The sequence below is a fragment of the Maribacter polysaccharolyticus genome, from assembly GCF_028882255.1.
GTDB lineage: Bacteria > Bacteroidota > Bacteroidia > Flavobacteriales > Flavobacteriaceae > Maribacter_A > Maribacter_A polysaccharolyticus.
In genome coordinates this window covers 177,502-198,560 of record NZ_JARBUY010000003.1, presented here as the reverse complement: position 1 = coordinate 198,560, position 21,059 = coordinate 177,502, and the positions used below count along the sequence as shown (strand labels likewise).

Below are 21,059 nucleotides of genomic sequence, written 5' to 3'. Positions count from 1 at the left end.
CGCCCATTGGATTTATGAACGAAATCGGCTCTACCCTCCGCATTTTAGGCCTCCCGTATTTGCCCCTATCGAAGCCCCACTTCTTATAACCTACAAAACCAATTCAAACTTAATCCGTCCCGAATCAATTCCGAAAATCCAATACTGTGAATTAAGGACCTAATGTTACATCAACAATTAAGTTTTTACCATCAATTCCCATTTTCGAATCCTCCCATCATCAAATTCTACTTCTGGTAGTTAATTGCTCGATCCGCTTTTCGTAATCCTTCCCTTGAAAAATACGCTGTACAAAGATTCCGGGAATATGTATCCCATTCGGGTCCAAGGATCCAGCGGGAACCAATTCCTCCACTTCAGCCACCGTTATCGTTGCCGCACCGCACATACAAGGGTTGAAATTACGCGCAGTACCTTTAAAGATCAAGTTCCCCGCTTCATCCCCTTTCCATGCCTTTACGAATGAAAAATCAGCTTTGAAAGCCGCTTCCAACACATACATCTTACCGTTGAAATCCCGGGTTTCCTTACCAATGGCCACCTCTGTCCCAAACCCCGCAGGGGTATAAAAAGCCGGAAAACCGGCTTGTGCCGCCCTACATTTTTCGGCCAAGGTACCTTGGGGGGTCAACTCCACTTCGAGTTCGCCGCTCAACATCTGACGTTCGAATTCATCATTTTCCCCCACATAAGAGGATATCATTTTCCGTATCTGCCTTTTTTGGAGCAGTAGGCCCAACCCAAAATCATCGACCCCCGCATTGTTGGAAATACAACAAAGATCGGAGACGCCCAAACGTACCAATTCGGCAATGGCATTTTCCGGAATACCACATAAACCGAAACCACCGAGCATAAGGGTCATTCCATCCTTCACCCCTTTAAGGGCCTCTTGAACGTTATTTACTGTTTTTGGTATCATAACTCGTCCTGCTATTGGATGAACTGAAAGGATCCATCCCTACTAAAATAAGATTTTAAATAGAAAATGCCCTTACTTTACGGTGAAAGTTAAGGGCATTTTAAGAGTTTATGATCAAAAAACGACTTGGAAATCAGAATTCGATATCCTCTAAATCATCCTCGATAATTATTTTATTTTCAACTTCCTCGCCCAGTTTGGAACAATCCAAGTTGATGGACATTTCCTCCGGTGCGGTAAATTCCCCATCCGAAACCCCCAAATCCTTATTGGCATAGTTCTTTTTCATATATAGCCCCCAAATCGGCAATGCCATGGAAGCCCCTTGGCCATAGGTAATCGTTTTAAAATGTATGGAACGGTCATCACCTCCGACCCAAACCCCGGTAACCAAATTGGGCACCATTCCCATAAACCAGCCATCACTATTGTTCTGGGTCGTTCCCGTCTTACCGGCAATTGGATTCGTGAATTCGTAGGGATAGCCGGTAATTATTTCATCGTACTCGCGCTTCCATTTATTCACTCCGGAAGTGCGCAACCGGGTACCTGAACCCCCTTCGGTGACCCCCTCCATTAAATTGACCATGGCATAGGCCACCTCCTTGCTTAAGACGTCCTTTGTTTCGGGAACATACTCATACAATACCGTACCGTTCTTATCTTCGATACGCGTGACCATTACAGGCTTTACATATACCCCTTGGTTGGCAAATGCCCCATAGGCCCCAACCATTTGATATACGTTGATATCATGTGTTCCCAAAGCAATCGAAGGTACTTCAGGAATATCCCCGGTAATTCCAAGGTTCTTCGCTATCGTAACCACCGATTTAGGGCCGACCCTATCTATCAATTGGGCCGTAATACTATTCTTTGAATTGGCCAAGCCCCTTTTCAACGTATACATTTCCCCGGAATATTTGCCAGAGGAATTTTTAGGGCACCATGGCTCGGGGTTTCCATGTTTATTCGCTTCAATACAATATTGTGTGTCCGGTAATTCGTAACAGGGCGATAACCTTAACTGATCGATCGCAGCCGCATACACAAAAGGTTTGAAGGTAGAACCGGCCTGGCGGGTTCCTTGATATACATTATCATATTGAAAATGCCTGTAATCCACTCCGCCTACCCAAGCCTTGACATGGCCTGTTTGGGGTTCCATCGACATCATGGCGGTTCTCAGGAACGATTTGTAATACCGAATGGAATCCATAGGCGTCATAATGGTATCTTTCTCGTGGGACTCACTATTCCAATCAAAGACGGTCATTTCGGTCTTTTGAGTAAAGGAACTACGTATGTCCTTTTCCGATTTGCCTTCTTTTTTCATTTGGCGCCAACGATCGGAATTCTTCATGGCCCGTTCCAATATGTTGTCTATTTCTTCCTTTTCCAAATCCAAGAAAGGGGCTGTCTTATTTCGATCCGGGGTATTTTGATGGAAAAATTCCGCCTGTAATTTTTTCATGTGTTCCTCCACCGCATCTTCTGCATTGGCCTGCATCCGGGAATCGATGGTTGTATAGATCTTTAATCCGTCTAAATAAAGACTCCATTTATCCCGCTCCCCTTCAACGGCCGGTTTCGGATTCTTTTTGATCCAATCGTTCATAAAACCCTGTAGATACATCCTAAAATAGGTCGCCAAGCCTTCCCGGTGATTTTCCGGATTGAAATGGACCTGCATTTCCAAGGCCTGCAACGAATCTTTTTCCCTTTCGGTAATATACCCGTATTTCGCCATTTGAGACAAAACCGTATTTCTCCTATTAAAGACCAGTTCCTTACGTCTTAAGGGATTGTAATACGATGAGTTCTTCAACATACCGACCAGCATGGCCGATTCCTCTATTTTAAGGTCGATGGGTTCTTTCCCAAAATAAATTTTGGAAGCCGAACGTATACCATCGGCAGCATAACCAAAATCGTAAATATTCAGATACATCGCAATGATCTCATCTTTGGTATACTGTCTTTCCAGGCGGGTCGCCAAAACCCATTCCTTTACTTTTTGTAGTATGGCCTGGGTCTTTTTCTTTTCCCTGACCCCGATAAACAATTGACGTGCCAACTGTTGGGAAATGGTACTGGCCCCCCCTTTTTTACCCAAATAAGCGAAAGCCCTTAAGGTTCCCCTGGCATCAATGCCCGAATGCTCATAAAACCGTGCATCTTCAGTAGCCACTAAAGCATCGACCAAATTTTGGGGTAAATCCTCATATTTGATGGGGGTCCGGTTATCGTCCAAATAGAACTTACCCAACGTTTTACCGTCTGAAGAAAATATTTCGGAGGCCAAATTGGTCTGTGGATTCTCCAAGTGCTCATAAGGCGGCATGTCACCAAAAACACCCCAAGAGGCCAATAAAAACAACATTACCCCGGAAAGGACACCCATTGCGAACAAAATCCAGAACCATTTGATGTACTTTACATAGCCCTTTGGGGTCGTTTTCTTTTTGGCCTTCACCATTTTTTTAATCATTGCTTTTTACTATTTCAAATCCGACATCGGTAATACCTTCCAAATTTAGTATCCCATCGGCATTACCATTCTTTCGCATTGCTTGGGATATGCGTAAGGTATATACGCCGGAAGAAGGAAAAACGATGTTTTCCTTATACCATAATTTATTTTCCTTAAGGCTACCATACCCATGTCCCAGCCATGTACCGTCTGGTTGGGCCATGATATATTCCAAGGTATCGGTGACCATGGCACCATCGGGATATTCCAATGCGGCTATAAGAAAAAGGTTACTGTAGGGAAACGTATTATCATTACGTATATTGATGAACATATGGTGTTTATGGATCGTATCCATACCCGAAAAATTAAACTCCATTATGCTGTCCTTGTTCCAGAACCCATTATCGGTGGACCTGAATTCCGTCTTTTCGATCGAAGTGTTACAGGAAACCACAAAAACAACCCCTACCAATGCCAATACACTCCTAAGCATTATTTTGACGTTTTTTTTCTGTTATTTCTCCTTCTCTTGTTCTTATTCCTATTCTTGCTCCGTTTTGGCCTATCGAAACGGGTCAGGCTATCTTGGCCTACGACATTTTCAAAAACCACCTTTTCCTCCACGACATTATCCACGGCATATTCCTCAAGACTGGCCACCTTTTCTTTCTTTTTGTTCTTACCGATGATCTCTATGACCTGCTCTTTGGAAAGCATATGCCAATTGGATGGATCTTCTTTATAAGAGAACCAAAGTTTGGATTTGAAAATATCGGATTTTTGGCAAAAAGCCATTCCTTTCTCGGTATACAGTCTGGTATCCTGGGAAGGAAAATCCTTTAAGGCGTCTAAATAAAGATCAAGCTCATAATTGAGACAACACTTCAATTTACCGCATTGACCCGCTAATTTCTGGGGGTTTAACGACAGTTGTTGGTAACGTGCCGCAGAGGTACTGACCGATCTGAAATCAGTCAACCACGTTGAACAGCACAATTCCCTGCCACAGGAACCAATACCCCCCAAACGTTGTGCTTCTTGGCGATATCCTATTTGGCGCATCTCTATACGGATGCCAAAAGCCTTTGCCATATCCTTGATCAACTGGCGAAAATCGACACGATCCTCGGCCGTATAATAAAATGTGGCCTTAGAACCATCGCCCTGAAACTCCACATCCGAGATTTTCATCTGCAATTTCAAGATAATGGCAATCTCACGGGAACGTTTTTTTATTTCTTCCTCCCGGTCTCTTGCCTTTTGCCAAATGTCGATGTCTTTTTGGGTGGCCTTTCGGTATATTTTTGTGATATCATCGGAATCCAAACGTACCTTTTTCTTCTTCATCTGCACCCGGACAAGTTCGCCCGTAAGGGTAACAATGCCAATATCATGACCCGATTGCGCCTGTGTAGCTACAATATCGCCAATTGAAAGCGTTAGATTCTCTGAATTTCTGAAGAATTCCTTTCTGCTATTTTTAAATCGGACTTCAACAATGTCAAATGGTTTTTCGCCATTTGGAAGTGACATGTTGGAAAGCCAATCAAATACCGTTAATTTATTACAGCCATCGGTACCACAAGTTCCGTTGTTCTTGCAGCCTTTTGGTTGTCCGTCCTTACCGGTTGAACAACTGTTACAACCCATATTTTATATCTTGACCCCGAAAAATCCTATGCCTTTTCGGGAAAAGGTTCATATTAATCTTATCCGTAAAGGTACTAAAATTTTAATGTGCTAAAAAGTTATCTCAACTTACCCAGGATCTTCGTTCCTTTGTCCCCATTTCGACAAAGTTCATAAAATAGGATTACGGTACTATGGAAAAACAAAAAGGGCTGAGCGACACCCTTCTTTACCTTATGAGCCTTTCGGCAGGCATGATCGTTGCCAACCTATATTACAACCAGCCTTTACTCCATTTGATCTCTGAAAGTTTCGGGGTTACCGAATCGGCCGTGAGCAATGTGGCATTGGCCACACAATTGGGTTATGCAATGGGATTGCTCTTTGTGGTTCCCCTTGGGGATATGGTTTCCAATCGGAAAATATTGAAAATCGATTTCACCCTTATGATCATATCATTGTTGGCAGCGGTTTTCTCCACCTCGCTCTGGTTTCTTGTCGTTGCCAGTTTTTTTATCGGGTGTACCTCTGCCTTACCCCAATTATTTGTGCCTATGGCCGCACAATTATCGAATCCCCAAAACAGGGGGCGTGCGATAGGGATCGTCATGAGCGGACTGCTGATCGGCATTTTGGCAAGCCGGGTCATCAGTGGATTCATTGGCGAACAATTTGGTTGGCGCACCATGTATTTGGTGGCTTCCTTCATGATGCTTTTTCTCTTTATCGTGCTAAAATTAAAATTACCACAAGTTACCCCGGCATTTAAAGGAAATTATAAAAATTTGATGACGTCGTTGGTTCATTTCTTTAAAGCAGAACCGTCTTTACGTTTGGCTGCGGTACGTGGCGGACTATCATTTGCAGGTTTAAGTGCATTTTGGACCACCTTGGTTTTCCTAATGGAAGATAATTTCGGTTATGGAAGTGGTGTTACCGGTACTTTTGGACTGGTAGGTGTTGTTGGGGCATTGGCAGCGTCTGTCGTCGGAAAGTTAAGCGATAGGATGGGTAAAAACCGGATTATTATTACGGCGACTTCCCTCTTTATGCTCTCATGGACGGTCTTTCTATTTTCCCATCATTCCATAATCGGCATTATATTCGGTATTATTTTGATAGACCTCGGGCAACAATCGCTTCATATCGCCAACCAAAACATCATATTCTCCAAAAACGAAAATGCCCGAAATCGCATAAATACCGTTTATATGGTACTATTTTTTGGGGGAGGTGCCCTTGGAACGATTTTAGGAGCCTTGGCATGGCAACATTACCAATGGACAGGTGTATCGGTCCTAGGTCTTGCCCTATCACTTACCTTGTTAATGGTCCATTTGGTATTTGGCGACAAAAAGATTTGAACCTATTTTTTATACTTCAGTACTTCTGACCTCCCTTTTTTAAAGATCTTATTACTCACCGTTTTCCCTTTTCGAAGCCTTTTTTGCGCTTCATAGGGCAAGGCATGGATCTCTTTACAAGCTTCCGAACAGCAATCATCCATTTTTTGGGCACAATCCTCACATTGGATGAACAACAAGTGACAGGCCTCATTGGCACAATTGACATGGGTATCGCAAGGTGCACCACATTGATGGCAATGTGCAATAACGTCCTCGGATATTCGCTCCCCCCTTCGATGGTCGAAAACAAAGTTCTTTCCGATGAACTTGTTCTCTAAATTCTGTTCGCTGGCCTGCCTGGCATATTCGATAATACCCCCCTCTAACTGAAATACCTTTTTAAAACCCTTGTGTTTGTAATAGGCGCTTGCTTTCTCGCAACGGATACCCCCTGTACAGTACATCACTAGGTTTTTATCTTCCTTAAAGGCTTCCAAATCCTTTTCGATAATATCGAGGGAATCGCGAAAAGTGTCTACATCGGGGGTTATGGCATTTTTAAAATGGCCTATTTCACTTTCGTAATGATTGCGCATATCGACCAAGATCGTATCGGGATCTTCAATAAGTTCATTGAACTTTTCGGCATTTACGTGTACCCCTTTATCGGTGACATCGAAAGTTGCATCGTTCAACCCATCGGCTAAGATCTTTTTCCTGACCTTGACCTTCAATTTCAAGAACGATTTATTGTCCTGTTCTATCGCGATGTTCAAACGGACATCCTTTAAAAAAGAAATACTATCGAGATGGGCCTTAAATGCCTCGAAATTCCCTGCCGGCACCGACAGTTGGGCATTTATACCTTCATGGGCCACGTAAATACGCCCAAGGACGTCGAGTTCGTTCCAATGAATGAACAAGTGGTTCCTGAATATAGAAGGATTTCCTATGTGTGCATATTGGTAAAAGGAAATGGTCAGACGGTCCTGTCCGGCCTGTTCAATAAGGGTTTCCCTTTCCTTTGCACTTAATGTATTGTACAGTTGCATGCTATACCTATCGTTAAGTTAAAGAATGGTTTCTTGGGCAAATATAGGATAATCCTAACGTATTTTGGTGCTGATTATCTTTACCGGGCATGCCAATTGGGCCTGTTTGCAGGGTTCATAAATGGCATTGTCATGGGATTTGAGGGTAAAGAACCCTTTTTTGTCGGTAGATCTCAAAAGCACGCTTTTCCCATCTTTTTTCGACATCTGGAATTGCTCAGGGGCCAACTCCACACAATAATTACAACCTATGCATTTTTTCCGCTGCAGGGTAACTACAACCATTATTCCTTGACTATTTTATACAATTTGTCCGATGGTCGAATCTTGAAACCTGTTGGAAAAGTACAGTTATCCCCTTTTTCGGCCGTCTCCGTTTGAAGGTCATCGACCATCATTTGGTCCAATTGCAATTCTTGGACCCCCGTAGTCGGCCCTGTAATTAACAGGGTGTCGCCAACCTTGATATCGTAGGCCTCTATTTTGAATTCCCCGATACCGGGTTTGGGGTAATAATGAACGCCCTTACCTACATATACTTTCTTCTGGGTAGCCTGGGTACCGGGGCCGTCGCTCCATTCCCCAAGTTTCTGCCCCAAATAATAACCTCCCCAAAATCCGCGATTATAGACTTTTTCGAGGGCTTCCATCCAAAGGGCTATCTTTTCCCGGCTAAACGTTCCTTCGGCATAAGCATCAATCGCCTCCCTATAGGTTTTTATGACCGTAGCCACATATTCCGGAGCCCTACCCCTGCCTTCTATCTTTAGTACTTTAACCCCTGCATCGATGATCTGATCTAAAAAATCAATGGTGCAAAGGTCTTTGGGCGACATCATATATTCATTGTCCAACTCGATCTCGAACCCGCTTTCTTGATCGATCACCGTATATTTTTTTCGGCAATTTTGTTTACAGGCCCCTCTATTGGCCGATGAATTATGGGAATGTAGACTTAGGTAACATTTACCCGAAACCGCCATGCACAAAGCCCCATGGCCAAAAACCTCAACTTCCACCAAATTCCCTGAAGGGCCTTTAACCCCTTCTTTTTCTATTTGACCACAGATATTCTTGATCTGTCGTAGACTTAACTCCCTACTAAGGACCACCGTATCCGCAAATAATGAATAAAACTTTACTGCCTCAATATTGGTGATATTGATTTGGGTAGAAATATGTACTTCCATCTGTATTTGCCTGGCATAAGCGATTACCGCTTGATCCATGGCAATAACCGCCGTGATACCGGCTTTTTTCGCCGTATCCAGAACTGTTTTTATGATCGATAGGTCATGATCGTAAATGATCGTGTTAAGGGTAAGATAGGTCCTGATGTTCTTTTGGCCACATCGACGGGTGATCTCCGGAAGGTCTTCCAACGTAAAATTGATCGTTGCCCGAGCCCTCATGTTCAATTGCTCCACGCCGAAATACACCGAATCGGCACCATTATCGATCGCCGCTTGCAAGGATTCGAAATTCCCGGCAGGGGCCATAAGCTCTATATTTCCATTTCTTGTCATAAGTACAAGGTGCTATATTTTTTTTGGACTGCAAAGATACATTTTAAAGGCATACCACCATTCTACCCACCTAAGAATAAGGGCTGTAGTACAATAGTTCTGTGGATATTTGCCCGATTTATGGCTGTTGGGGGTAAAAAAGTGAAGCATTTGGTGAAAAATGGTTTGATCTAAAGGTTCGCCTTACGCCCCAATGGGTAAGCCATCGACCCGAAACCGGTGTTAAGTATCCCCCGACAAACCAAAAAAATAAGTATGCCCATACCGAAAGATTTAGGCTACTTATCGGTTTCAGCGGCACCTTCCCAATGGACCGATATAAAATCCATACAAAAAAAAGGATCCTGAAAGTTCAGGACCCTTGATTCGGTCACCCTAGTTTTTTCGTTTTCATAAGTTATCCCAACTTGTAAAAAAGGAATTGACCACCGTTGCCATGGTACCATACCAATGGCTCATATATTGAGTTAGTATATGCACTTTATAAAACAGATGCGACTTCTTCCCAATGGTTGCGTTTTCAAATAGGTGAGGTACAGCCTCCTTGTGTATAAAATAATCCGGTGTGATGGAAATATGCCAAAAGAAATGGTAAATTAGCGTTCCTAATAAAAATAAAAGATGAGTTCTGAAAAAGAAGCAAAATTAAAAGCATTAAAGCTAACCTTGGATAAGTTGGATAAGACCTATGGCAAAGGCGCCGTTATGAAAATGGGCGATAGTGTCGTTGAGGATGTTGAAGTGATTCCCTCAGGGTCTTTGGGGTTGGATATTGCCCTCGGCGTAGGAGGATACCCTCGTGGTAGGATCATTGAAATATATGGCCCTGAATCTTCAGGTAAAACCACCTTGACCTTACATGCCATTGCAGAAGCACAGAAAAATGGAGGTATTGCCGCCTTTATTGACGCAGAACATGCCTTTGATCGTTTTTATGGTGAAAAGTTGGGTATTGATATAGACAATTTGATCATATCGCAACCGGACAATGGGGAGCAGGCCCTTGAAATCGCCGATAATCTGATCCGTTCCGGAGCCATTGATATCGTAGTTATCGATTCGGTGGCCGCATTGACCCCCAAAAGTGAGATCGAAGGGGAAATGGGGGATTCCAAGATGGGATTACATGCCCGTTTAATGTCCCAGGCCCTTAGAAAATTGACCGGCTCGATCAGCAAGACCAACTGTACCGTTATCTTCATTAACCAGTTAAGGGAAAAAATCGGCGTCATGTTCGGAAACCCGGAAACGACCACAGGGGGTAATGCATTGAAATTCTACGCTTCCGTACGATTGGATATTCGAAGATCCACCCAGATCAAGGATACCGACGGTAGTGTACAGGGGAACAAGACACGCGTCAAGATCGTAAAAAACAAAGTGGCCCCACCTTTTAGATTGGCGGAATTCGATATCATGTACGGTGTTGGTATTTCCAAAATAGGTGAGATCATCGACCTTGGGGTAGAATATGAGATCATAAAGAAAAGTGGTTCTTGGTTCAGTTATGGAGACACCAAACTTGGCCAAGGAAGGGATGCCGTAAAAGCACTTTTAAACGATAATCCCGAATTGTATGAAGAACTAGACGTTAAAATCCGTGAAGCGATAAAAGCCGTTAAATAAACATACGAGCCATAGAATTATCAAAAGGGGCACCTTAGGTGCCCCTTTTTTTTATCCGAATATTCGGGGCTAAGCAACATTTCTTGTACCTTAACGACTGTAAACGCAACCCTAGACTAATAATTTCATCTTAGCAATATTATAAATTGTTAGTTTATGGAAAGGACATTCGTGGTACTCTGTGCCCTTGCGGTAGCACTCGTTTTTAATTCATGTGATATTGATGGTGATGAGCAGAATTTTCACTTTGTGTCTTTGCGAATAGTGGATGTAGACATGCCGGAGTCATTTGAACTTGATGAAACCTATCGAATAAACGTGACTTTTGCATTACCCGATGGATGCACTTATTTTGAAGGTTTTGATGTGACCAAGGAAGCGCTGACCACCAGGGAATTGGTCGCCATTGGCTCACGAAGAACCGACCAGGACGCATGCGTGCAAACCATTAGGGAGGTAGAGGAATCGTTTGATTTTATCGTGGTTCATACCGAACCGTATTTATTTCGGTTTTATCAAGGCGAAGATGCCAATGGCGATCCCCAATTCATAGAATTCGATGTTCCGGTAAATTAACATGACAATAACGCAAACCATATTTTGAGTCAAAAAGAACTCATAAACCAATGCAAGAAAGGCGACAGAAAGGCACAGGAACGGTTATATAGGCAATACGCCAATATACTTTTCGGTATATGCCTAAAGTATTCGCGCAATAAAACGGAGGCTGAAGACAACCTTCATGACAGTTTTATGACCATTTTTGACAAGATCGAACAATATAGGTCCAAAGGCTCTTTTGAAGGTTGGATAAAAAGGATCACGGTCAACACGGTATTACAGAAATACCGAAAAGAGGCGTATTTAAAGGTTGTAAATGAGCATACCGAGATTATTTCCGAAGTAGAAACAAATGAAACCGATATAGATCTAGACACCCTATTGAAGTACATACAAGAGTTACCGAACAAATACCGCCTAACCTTCAACTTATATGTCTTGGATGGTTACTCACACAAGGAAATAAGTACCATGCTGGGCACATCGCCCGGCACTTCAAAATCAAACCTTGCCAGGGCTAGGATGATTCTGAAGGAAAAAATCGAAAACAAAAAAACCCAAGCCATTATCGGCATACTGATGTTGGTTTTGGGAAAAAATCCGTGAGATCCCAAGGGAGATCACCATAGTAAAGTAAAACATGGACATTGCTAAACCTACAGCAAAATGAGCAAAAAGAACTTGGATGAATTATTCCAAGAGAAGTTATCGGATTTTTCAGACGTCCCTACCGAAAAGGTCTGGAAAGCTATCGAGACCTCTTTGAATATGAAGGAAAAAAAACGTAGGATTATCCCCATTTGGTGGAAACTCGGGGGTATTGCCGCCGTATTGGCCATCGGTTTATACCTCGTTAAACCGTACAGTACCCCGGTTGTAGGTCCCCAACCTACCGTAACCGATGTTGAAAACAGCAAGGAAGAACCATTGAGGCAGAACATCGAAAATGACCCATCGCCGATCCAAAATACCCCGGAAATCGTTGAAGCACCCAATGGGGAAAAAGTCGGTACCAAGAAAGATCATCTAAAGGCATCCGAAAAAAAACCGACCGTTATTTTCAATTCCCAAGCAACGACCGAAAACCATGGGACCTTAGTGCAAAACGACAAAGTACGGCAGCCATCCCACCTACAGGAATCCAAAAGTACCCAAATAACAGGTTATAAAAGGGAGGTTGAAAACAATGCTTTAAAAAGTGCTACAGGGCAAACCGACCCACCTAAATACATGCCCCAACAGGCCCCGCCCGCACAAGTCGCCGCTCACGATATTTCCAAGGAAAATGTCACCAAGGTATCCGAAAACCTTGCCGGCAAAACAAACGACCTTACAACAATTACCGATGATAAAACCTTAGCAATCGTCAAAGCGGATGAACACCCCCAAGAAAAGAACGACCGTGCCAAAAAATCAATATATGAGGAAATTGCGGAAAAAGAAGCGGTTGTTTCCGAAACCAAAGGAAGTAAATGGTCTGCCGGGCCAAATATCGCCCCTATTTATTTTGATGCCATAGGAAGTGGGTCCCCAGTACATATGATCTTTGTCCCCAATTCCAAAACGGGGGACATTAATCTAAGCTACGGAATTGCCGTCGCCTATGAAATTAGCAAAAAGTTATCCCTAAAGTCGGGGGTAAACAAGGTCGAATATGGTTACAACACCAATGATATTGCGTTTTCCTCCAGTTTGGAAGGCTTTGGCAACGGACAAATTGAAAACATCGAATACAGCAGTGCTTCCCAAAATATTGAGGTGGTCAGTACCGTTGGAAACCTTCTGCCGCCAACGGGAAAAACCGCCTATGATGCCACGGCCAGGGACCCATCCCTATCAGGTGCAATGGCGCAACAATTCGGATACCTGGAAATACCCTTGGAATTGAATTATGCCTTGATCGACAGGAAATTCGGTGTTAATATCATCGGAGGGGTGAGTTCGCTGTTTTTAATAGACAATTCGGTCTCGTTGTCTTCAGGGGATTTAACGACTGAAATGGGGAAGGCCAATAATTTGAATTCGGTGAATTTCAGTACCAATTTCGGATTCGGCTTCCATTATAAAATGTCCTCGAAAATACAATTGCGTGTAGACCCCATATTCAAATATCAATTGAATACCTTTTCCAATACCGCAGGGGAATTCCGCCCATTTAGTGTTGGGATATACAGTGGGCTGAATTATCGATTTTAAAAACGTTTTCGCAACCGAAAAGGTTGGGTCCTGGATATAAGCATAGGATATTTAGGCCTCTGAAGTGACCATAAGGCCCATGGGCTTTTGCAATTCTTCGAAAATGACATTGCGCACTTGTTCACGCAAAGTGGCTTTATCAGCATCCGTTAGGTGCGATGTTTCAAAAAATCTATGGACCTTTGCCTTGATCAATCCGGGGCCACCACTGAAAAACGTAAAGGAAAAACGTTTTTTATTGTCATAAAACGTTATCGGAACCACTGGGATTTTATGGGCAATGGCCATTTTAAAGGCACCGTCCTTAAATTCGTCCAATAAAATACTTTCATCATCAGGCACCCCTCCTTCAGGGAAAATACAAATACTCAACCCTTGATCCAACCTGCGTTGTGCCCTGCGGTAAACCCCTGTCCTACTTCGACTATTCTCCCTATCGACCATGATACATACCCGCTTATAGAAAAACCCGAATAACGGGATCTTTACCAACTCTTTTTTACCCACGAAGACAAATGGGTTTTTACTTATGCGCAACATCAACATAATATCCAGCATACTGGTATGGTTGGCCACCAACATATAACTTTTGCCCCGGACCAATTGTTGCTCCCTGTAAATCTTTTGTGGGCAGCCCATCGCCAACAGTATGGGTCGCGCCCACAAGTTTCTGGCCAACCAAAAAAATTGGGGATACGATTTCTCAGACAAGGTACTTAGTAACAAGAAGGGAAGGAACACCACGATCGGCAAGGCCACCAAAACATAAAACCAAATCCGATAGAAGGTGTGTCCGATATTTTTAATGAAACGATGCATGGATCAAAAGTAACAAATTGAACCAGTTTTTTGTGATTTGTTTTACCTTTGTGCTTCATTTTAAAATGATCAAATGGCAAGAATACTGACAGGTGTACAAAGCACAGGGGTGCCTCACCTCGGAAATATCATGGGCGCAATACTTCCGGCGATAAATATGGCCCAAGATCCCAAAAATGAATCTTTCCTATTTATTGCGGACATGCACTCCCTTACCCAAATAAAAAATGGGGAGGAATTGAGGAACAATACCTATGCCGTTGCCGCCACATGGCTTGCCTGTGGTCTCGATATAAATAAAACCGTTTTTTACCGTCAGAGCGATGTGACACAAACCACGGAGCTTTCGTGGTACCTAAGCTGTTTTTTTCCGTATCAACGATTGACCCTTGCCCATTCGTTCAAGGATAAGGCTGGGCGACTTGAAGACGTCAATGCCGGGTTATTCACCTATCCGATGCTGATGGCTGCCGATATCTTGCTCTATGATGCCAATTACGTTCCGGTCGGAAAAGATCAATTGCAACATTTGGAAATTACCCGGGATGTAGCTTCCCGATTTCATTCCAAATTGGGGGAAACTTTTGTTATCCCGGAGGCCAAAACACAGGAAAATATCCAAATCATACCGGGTACCGATGGTGAAAAAATGAGTAAAAGTCGTGGCAACCTCATCAATTTATTCCAAACGGACAAAAAACTGCGCAAGCAGATCATGGGCATACAAACGGATAGTACGCCTATGGAGGATCCGAAAAATCCGGATACCGATAACGTCTTTGCCCTCTATAAACTTATCGCTTCAGAAGACCAAATAGCGGAAATGCGGGCCAATTACCTTGGTGGCAACTACGGTTATGGCCATGCCAAGCAGGCCTTGTATGAGGTCATATTGGAGCGTTTTGGCGAAGTACGTGAAAAATATGCTTATTACATGGCCAACCTTCATGAAGTGGACAAGGCCTTGGAACTTGGTGCTGAAAAAGCCGGAAAAGTGGCCGATGAGGTATTGTTACGCGTTCGTACCAAGCTTGGGTATTGAATTCGTACTCCTGCGTTTTTAGCATACAGATAGCTTGTTCACCTTGTTGGGAAAATCCAACCAAACAAACCGCCGGGTCGGTCTTAAAGGTATGGATGGTAAAACAATGGGGCCAGCTGTCCGATTTCAGATTGCAATTGTTCGATAAAGTGCATATTTGATGATCAGGTCACACCCCAAGGACCGATGAACAAACCATCCGGTTTGTAAATTGCGTGTCCTTGCCATTTCGGAAACGACTTTCAAGTGTCATTTTAAACGGCTTCGAAAAGCTTTCCGGGCAACGGCCTTACCAATCCCTTCATTTCCATGTTCAGCAAGGTAGACGATACTTTGAAAATCGGGATTTGACAATCAAGAGCAATGGTATCGAGTAACTGTTTGCCTCCTTGCTGTAGATAGGCATAGATGGATTTTTCCTCTTCGTTCAATTCAACGAACAATTCTTGCTGCATCGGCTTGGTCGGTTTTTGTTCCAGCTCCCAGTTCAACAAATAAACGATATCGGCAGCGGAGGTAACCATATGAGCCTTTTGCTGTTTGATTAAATTATTACAGCCAGCACTATACTTATCCTGGGCCCTACCCGGTACGGCGAACACCTCCCGATCATAACTATGTGCGATATCGGCCGTAACCAAACTCCCTCCCTTTTCCGCAGATTCGACCACAACGGTCGCTTGACTCATCCCTGCGATTATCCGGTTGCGTTTTAAGAAGTTTTCCCGGTCCGGATTGCTGGAACTCCAGAATTCGGTCAGGAATCCACCGTTTCTTTCGACGTCCCTGGCATATTTTTCATGTACTTTCGGATAAATCCGGTTTAACCCATGGGCCAAACAACCGATGGTCTGCAACCCTTGGTCCATAGCGGTCTTTTGAGCACAAATATCGACCCCATAGGCAAATCCGCTAACGATTACCGGGTCTAAAGGCGCCAGGTCCTCAATCAATTTTTCGCAAAAACGCTTACCGTAACTTGTAATGTTCCTGGTACCGACGATGCTGATGATCTTGCGATCTTCAAGATCGATATTTCCCTTTTTGAATAAGATCAACGGACTATCGATACAATGCTTTAAATAACCGGGATACCCTTTATCGGTATAATAAAGGTAAGCGATATCGTGCTCACGGATATATTCCAATTCCTTTTCGGCCGCTTCCAAGTGTTCCGCATCATAAAGCCCCATTAGGGTTCTGGTGCCAATACCATCGATCTTTAAGAGGTCGCGTGATTTATCGTCGAAAACAGCGCTTGGGCCACCACAATGGGAAATCAGTTTTTTTGCCGTAACATCACCGATATTGGGCACCCTTTGGAGTCTTAGTACCGCAATCAATTCATTTGAAGTCATTTATATTTTGTATTAGGTTATCCACAATTTACCAAAAATATTATGTTAATAAAAAGTGCCCCTGAAGCTATTGAACCTTTATAATTTTTATAATCTTTGTTGCAATGGTATTAGAACATTACATATCCGATTTACTCTATCGATACAACTGCGTTGTTGTGCCTGGCCTAGGTGCTTTTTTATCCCAAACCAAACCGGCCACCCTCAACAAACAGACCAATTCTTTTTATCCCCCTTCGAAATCGCTGTCTTTCAATAAGCAATTGTCTTCCAATGACGGACTTTTGGTTTCCTATATGGCGGAAGTGGAAAAGTGTTCCTATGAGGAAATGTTGCCCCAGGTAACGGAACAGATCGCACAGTGGAAACATCGACTGGATCAAGGGGACCGTTTATCATTGGAGAATATCGGGGATCTTAAAATGAACAAAGAAGGACGGATTTTATTCCAACCTTCTTATGAAGTAAACCATTTGACCTCTTCTTTTGGGCTGTCTTCTTTTGTTTCCAGTGAAATTACCAGGGAAATACTGAAACAGGAAGTTGTTGGTATTGAGGAAAAAGTCCCTTTCATCATAACTCCCGAACGAAGAAATGCCTCGTCTTGGAGACCTTATATGAAATATGCCGCCATCCTACTTTTGGCCCTTTCAACAGGGTTAACCGGGTATCGTTTCTACATGGGGAATCTTGACCAACAGCAATTGGTGGTGGAAAAGGCCCAGGAAAAGGTTTCACAAAGTATTCAGGAAGCCACTTTTTTCGATACGGCACCCTTGGAGTTACCTACTTTAAGCCTTAAGGTAGCGACCAAAAAACCCGAGGTGGCGATGCACCATATCGTCGCCGGTGCCTTTAGGTTCAAAGTGAATGCGGACAAAAAAATAAACGAATTGAAAAGACGTGGATATAACGCCACATATCTTGGGACGAATGACCACGGACTCCATATGGTGACCTTTAGTAGCTATACCGATGTGGATGAAGCACTGAAAAACCTAAGAACCATAAAAAGCACCCAATCCAAGGATGCGTGGTTACTTTCAGTACGGTAGTTCGCCCATCACACTTAAAACTCCCTTTTCAAGGGGTAAAATCTTTCTATAAATAACTATGCAGCCAAAAAGTCCAAGTGATTCACGTACGATAATGACCGATATGGTCCTCCCTAGCGAGTCCAACCCGTTAAACAATCTCTTTGGGGGCGAACTTTTGGCCCGTATGGATAGAGCGGCCAGTATCGCCGCCCGCCGTCACAGTAGACGAATAACCGTAACGGCCTCTGTAAACCATGTGGCCTTTAACCATCCTGTACCATTGGGTAGTGTTGTTACGGTAGAAGCAACCGTTTCAAGGGCTTTTAATACCTCTATGGAAGTGTATATCGATGTTTGGATGGAAGATCGCCAAAATAGGGAACGCTCTAAAGCCAATGAGGCCATATATACGTTTGTCGCCGTAGATGATTCGGGCGTACCTACCAAAGTACCTCCCTTGGTACCAGAAACCGAATTGGAAAAGGAACGGTTCGAAGGAGCCTTACGTCGTAAACAATTGAGTTTGGTCTTGGCCAAAAGAATGAAACCCAGTGAAGCGACTGAACTTAAGGCGCTTTTTCTAAAAAACAAGGATTAAAAATCGAAGCTATCGGAATCGGGACCGAATCTTTGTCCATTTTCAAGACCGTCCAAATACCGCATATCTTCTGCCGACAATTCAAAATCAAAAATATCGGTATTGGCTATGATACGATCCTTTTTGGACGATTTTGGTATGGTCACTACGCCTTTTTGAAGATCCCATCGCAACACGATTTGGGCCGGTGATTTTCCGTATTTATCTGCGATATCCTTAATGAAATCCAATTCGAATATCTTTCCCTGCATCATGGGAGACCATGCTTCATACTGAATGTGGTGTTCGTTGCAATAATCGATCAGTTCTTGTTGCACCAAATGGGGATGGAACTCCATTTGATTCACCATGGGTACGATTTCTGCCGATTGCAATATATCTTCCAAATGATGTTTCAAAAAATTACTGACCCCAATCGCCCTTACTTTCCTTTCACGGTACAAATGTTCCAAGGCCCGCCATGTATCCTTGTACTTGCCCTTGACCGGCCAATGGATCGGATAAAGGTCCAAATAGTCCATTCGTAATCGCTCTAGGCTTTCATTAAAGGCCTCCAACGTACGTTCATAGCCTTGGTCGGCATTCCACCTTACTGACCACGAAAAGGTCTTTACGGTCGATTACGCTTTGCTGTATACCCATACCTACCCCTTCTTCATTCCCGTAGATCGCTGCGGTATCAATGTGCCTATATCCTGCCTCAATCGCCCATTGGACCGCATTGATGACTTCCTGACCCTCTTTGGACAAATACACCCCCAATCCCATATAGGGCATTTGAACGCCATTATGCAATTCGAAAGTTCCTTGTAGATCGGTAATTTCCTTTAATGGATCTTTCCTGTCAGTATTTAAAGTTGATATACCCATTCTTCCGGGTTCAATCGTGAGGTATCTTGGTACAAATAGAATTTTAAGCGGGTCTGACCATTAGACCGATTGGTATATATCTTGCCCAATTCTGTTTTAATACCCACTTTATCCCCTTTTTTCACATACAGATCCGACAAGTTATAATAGGTACTGATAAAGTTTCCGTGCTTGATCTGTACCCCTTTATTTCCCCCGGGTACCGAAAGGATGGCAATGACTTCCCCTTCAAATATGGCCCGGGCCGTAGCGCCCTCATCCGTAGCGATGATCACCCCATTGCTTTGATGTTTGATCCCGGGATATACGGGATCCTTGTAAATACCGAAACCCTGACTCTTGATACCCTTTTCAACGGGCCAGATAAGTTTCCCTTTATTTGCCGAAAAGTTGTTCGCCACTAATTTGGCTTCAGGCGTAAGTACGAATTTATTGGTTGTTGTCTTGGTAGCGGTCCTACCCTTGGTCGCTTCTTTATTTGATGCCGCAATGGCACTCCGTATCAACCTTTCGATCTGTTGGTCTATTTTACGGGCTTCACGTTTTTTGCTTTCTATGGCTTGGGCGTATTTGCTTTCATTTTTTCGAATGCTCCCCAATAACGCTTTTTGGGATTTCATCTCTTTCATCAATTCTTCCCTAGCCTTATTGTTTACCGCAATCAACTGGTCTTTCTCTTTACGCTGGTCGGTCAGGTCAACGTTCAATCGGGTAAGCTCCTCCGTTTTTGCCATGATCTTTTCCCCTTGCTCCTTTCGATATTCGGTATATTGCTTTAAATATTGCAACCGCTTGAAGGCCTGGAAAAAATTCTCGGATGATAACAGGAACATCAACCTGCCCTGTTGTGATCTGTTTTGATACGACTTTCGGATCATCGTCGCATATTCGTCCTTTAGTTGCCCAAGATCTTCGCGCAACTTGGAAATATTACGGATATTGGCATTGATCTGTCGATTCAATAAATTGGATTGTTGATTGGTGACCCGGATCAATTGTTGGCGTACGTTTATTTTTTGATCCAAGGCTTCCATTTGATCCAAGACATTGCCTTTTTCTTTCTTTTCGGCAAATAGCAACCGGTTTATTTCATTTATTTCCTTCTGAAGTTGTTCCCGTTTGATTTCAAGCGCCTTTTGTTCGTTCGTTTGGGCATGGGAAACCCGTACCGACAGGAATGTCGAAAACACGAGTAAGGGAATGAAGAGCAAGCGTTTACAAAGCATCGGCCTTTAATGCTATTTTTTTAAAACCATTTGGTATTTTATACGGAAAATTCAAATCCTTATTAAACTCAACACTTCTGTAATCAATATCGATCGTATTTTTCCCATTCCCATCGATCGCGGTAATGAAAATCTCGTTCGGCAATATCCTATTGTTGGTTTTTTGATAATTTTTGTACGTGATATCCAACACCCGTTTTTTGGATGGTTGGGACAATTGCTGGGCTGCCATCATAAAATTATCGGGTTCGACCATAAAACTCGTCTTGAACAGGTCCATCGGTTTTTTGGGCTTTAGGATATAATCGGTTTCCGAAAGCGATACTTCATATTTGTCTTTCCGTAAATCGAACAAGGCCTGTCCCAATAGTAAATTCTGCACTTTGTCGAAATCTAGTTCAGTACCCAACAGATTGCTCAGGTATGAAAAATCCCCATCAAAATACTCGTTGTCGAGTTTGTTGTAAAAAGACACCCTATTTGGGGTAATGTAAGCCTTTACGACGCCAAAGGGCGCACTGATCCAAATGGTCTTGTCTTTTTCCATTCGAAGGCTTACGGTAACGCTCTTGGTGGACTCCCCATCAAAAAAACCGATTTTAATTCTACCGCTCAAGGTCTTGAACTTGATCTGGTTTTGATAATGTGTCCGTATAATGGCCTTAGCCGACATATTTTCCATTACCGCGCCATCGGTGACCAGCTTCTTGGATTTACAGGAAAATAATATAAGTATAAAGACACTGATTCGTGTCCATCTCATTAAAGTTGCCAT

At 43.2% G+C, this 21,059-nt stretch carries 19 protein-coding genes and 1 pseudogene; 8 read left to right on the top strand and 12 right to left on the bottom strand.

The window, feature by feature from the left end:
* Positions 1–220: 220 nt before the first annotated feature.
* From PHU20_RS10480 to PHU20_RS10465, 4 genes are all read right to left on the bottom strand, one after another.
* Positions 221–922: a CoA transferase subunit A gene (locus tag PHU20_RS10480; RefSeq protein WP_274825322.1), complete on the bottom strand. Its 702-nt coding sequence runs from the start codon at positions 920–922 to the stop codon at positions 221–223.
* Positions 923–1,055: 133 nt separating this feature from the next.
* Positions 1,056–3,413, bottom strand: coding sequence for a penicillin-binding protein 1A (locus tag PHU20_RS10475; RefSeq protein WP_274825321.1), 2,358 nt, complete (start codon positions 3,411–3,413; stop codon positions 1,056–1,058).
* Entirely contained in the window at positions 3,406–3,891 is a 486-nt protein-coding gene (locus PHU20_RS10470) for a gliding motility lipoprotein GldH (protein ID WP_274825320.1), read from the bottom strand. The genes PHU20_RS10475 and PHU20_RS10470 overlap by 8 nt, the downstream gene beginning before the upstream one ends.
* Positions 3,891–5,048, bottom strand: coding sequence for a PSP1 domain-containing protein (locus tag PHU20_RS10465; RefSeq protein WP_274825319.1), 1,158 nt, complete (start codon positions 5,046–5,048; stop codon positions 3,891–3,893). Before PHU20_RS10465 ends, PHU20_RS10470 begins: the two co-directional genes overlap by 1 nt.
* A 173-nt stretch (positions 5,049–5,221) precedes the next feature.
* Here PHU20_RS10465 and PHU20_RS10460 point away from each other — a divergent pair, with 173 nt between their 5' ends.
* Complete coding sequence (locus PHU20_RS10460) at positions 5,222–6,391, top strand: MFS transporter (RefSeq protein ID WP_274825318.1); 1,170 nt, start codon at positions 5,222–5,224, stop codon at positions 6,389–6,391.
* Positions 6,392–6,393: 2 nt separating this feature from the next.
* On the opposite strand, the gene trhO is transcribed toward PHU20_RS10460, so the two are convergent.
* The 3 genes from trhO to PHU20_RS10445 are packed head-to-tail and all read right to left on the bottom strand — an operon-like array spanning position 6,394 to position 8,951.
* Positions 6,394–7,425, bottom strand: a complete 1,032-nt coding sequence (gene trhO / locus PHU20_RS10455) for an oxygen-dependent tRNA uridine(34) hydroxylase TrhO (protein WP_274825317.1) — start codon at positions 7,423–7,425, stop codon at positions 6,394–6,396.
* 54 nt (positions 7,426–7,479) lie between these two features.
* Positions 7,480–7,710: a ferredoxin gene (locus PHU20_RS10450; RefSeq protein WP_274825316.1), complete on the bottom strand. Its 231-nt coding sequence runs from the start codon at positions 7,708–7,710 to the stop codon at positions 7,480–7,482.
* Complete coding sequence (locus tag PHU20_RS10445) at positions 7,710–8,951, bottom strand: peptidase U32 family protein (RefSeq protein WP_274825315.1); 1,242 nt, start codon at positions 8,949–8,951, stop codon at positions 7,710–7,712. The genes PHU20_RS10450 and PHU20_RS10445 overlap by 1 nt, the downstream gene beginning before the upstream one ends.
* A 621-nt stretch (positions 8,952–9,572) precedes the next feature.
* Here PHU20_RS10445 and recA point away from each other — a divergent pair.
* From recA to PHU20_RS10425, 4 genes are all read left to right on the top strand, one after another.
* Positions 9,573–10,577, top strand: a complete 1,005-nt coding sequence (recA, locus tag PHU20_RS10440) for a recombinase RecA (RefSeq protein ID WP_274825314.1) — start codon at positions 9,573–9,575, stop codon at positions 10,575–10,577.
* Positions 10,578–10,733: 156 nt separating this feature from the next.
* A complete protein-coding gene (locus PHU20_RS10435) occupies positions 10,734–11,153 on the top strand; it encodes a hypothetical protein (RefSeq protein WP_274825313.1) in 420 nt (139 codons plus the stop codon).
* Between the two features lie 24 nt (positions 11,154–11,177).
* On the top strand, positions 11,178–11,744 hold the full coding sequence (locus PHU20_RS10430) for an RNA polymerase sigma factor (RefSeq protein WP_274825312.1): 567 nt from the start codon (positions 11,178–11,180) through the stop codon (positions 11,742–11,744).
* Between the two features lie 60 nt (positions 11,745–11,804).
* A complete protein-coding gene (locus PHU20_RS10425; protein ID WP_274825311.1) occupies positions 11,805–13,334 on the top strand; it encodes an outer membrane beta-barrel protein in 1,530 nt (509 codons plus the stop codon).
* 51 nt (positions 13,335–13,385) lie between these two features.
* Here PHU20_RS10425 and PHU20_RS10420 read toward each other — a convergent pair whose 3' ends face one another.
* A complete protein-coding gene (locus PHU20_RS10420; RefSeq protein ID WP_274825310.1) occupies positions 13,386–14,153 on the bottom strand; it encodes a lysophospholipid acyltransferase family protein in 768 nt (255 codons plus the stop codon).
* Positions 14,154–14,226: 73 nt separating this feature from the next.
* Between PHU20_RS10420 and trpS the strand changes: the two genes are divergently transcribed.
* Positions 14,227–15,195 carry a tryptophan--tRNA ligase gene (gene trpS, locus PHU20_RS10415; protein WP_274825309.1) on the top strand — a complete coding sequence of 323 codons (969 nt, stop codon included), beginning with the start codon at positions 14,227–14,229 and terminating at the stop codon, positions 15,193–15,195.
* Between the two features lie 254 nt (positions 15,196–15,449).
* On the opposite strand, the gene dprA is transcribed toward trpS, so the two are convergent.
* Entirely contained in the window at positions 15,450–16,553 is a 1,104-nt protein-coding gene (gene dprA, locus PHU20_RS10410; RefSeq protein ID WP_274825308.1) for a DNA-processing protein DprA, read from the bottom strand.
* A 104-nt stretch (positions 16,554–16,657) separates the two neighbouring features.
* Between dprA and PHU20_RS10405 the strand changes: the two genes are divergently transcribed.
* Positions 16,658–17,608 carry an HU domain-containing protein gene (locus tag PHU20_RS10405; RefSeq protein WP_274825307.1) on the top strand — a complete coding sequence of 317 codons (951 nt, stop codon included), beginning with the start codon at positions 16,658–16,660 and terminating at the stop codon, positions 17,606–17,608.
* 58 nt (positions 17,609–17,666) lie between these two features.
* Positions 17,667–18,188, top strand: a complete 522-nt coding sequence (locus PHU20_RS10400; RefSeq protein WP_274825306.1) for an acyl-CoA thioesterase — start codon at positions 17,667–17,669, stop codon at positions 18,186–18,188.
* Here the strand turns inward: PHU20_RS10400 and PHU20_RS10395 are convergent.
* The 3 genes and pseudogenes from PHU20_RS10395 to lolB1 all read right to left on the bottom strand — a co-directional run bounded on the left by PHU20_RS10395 (position 18,185) and on the right by lolB1 (position 21,059).
* A pseudogene (locus PHU20_RS10395) lies at positions 18,185–18,956 on the bottom strand (aldo/keto reductase). The gene PHU20_RS10400 and the pseudogene PHU20_RS10395 overlap by 4 nt on opposite strands.
* Positions 18,957–19,039: 83 nt before the next feature.
* Positions 19,040–20,284: a murein hydrolase activator EnvC family protein gene (locus tag PHU20_RS10390; RefSeq protein ID WP_274825305.1), complete on the bottom strand. Its 1,245-nt coding sequence runs from the start codon at positions 20,282–20,284 to the stop codon at positions 19,040–19,042.
* A complete protein-coding gene (gene lolB1 / locus PHU20_RS10385; RefSeq protein ID WP_274825304.1) occupies positions 20,274–21,059 on the bottom strand; it encodes a lipoprotein insertase outer membrane protein LolB1 in 786 nt (261 codons plus the stop codon). The genes PHU20_RS10390 and lolB1 overlap by 11 nt, the downstream gene beginning before the upstream one ends.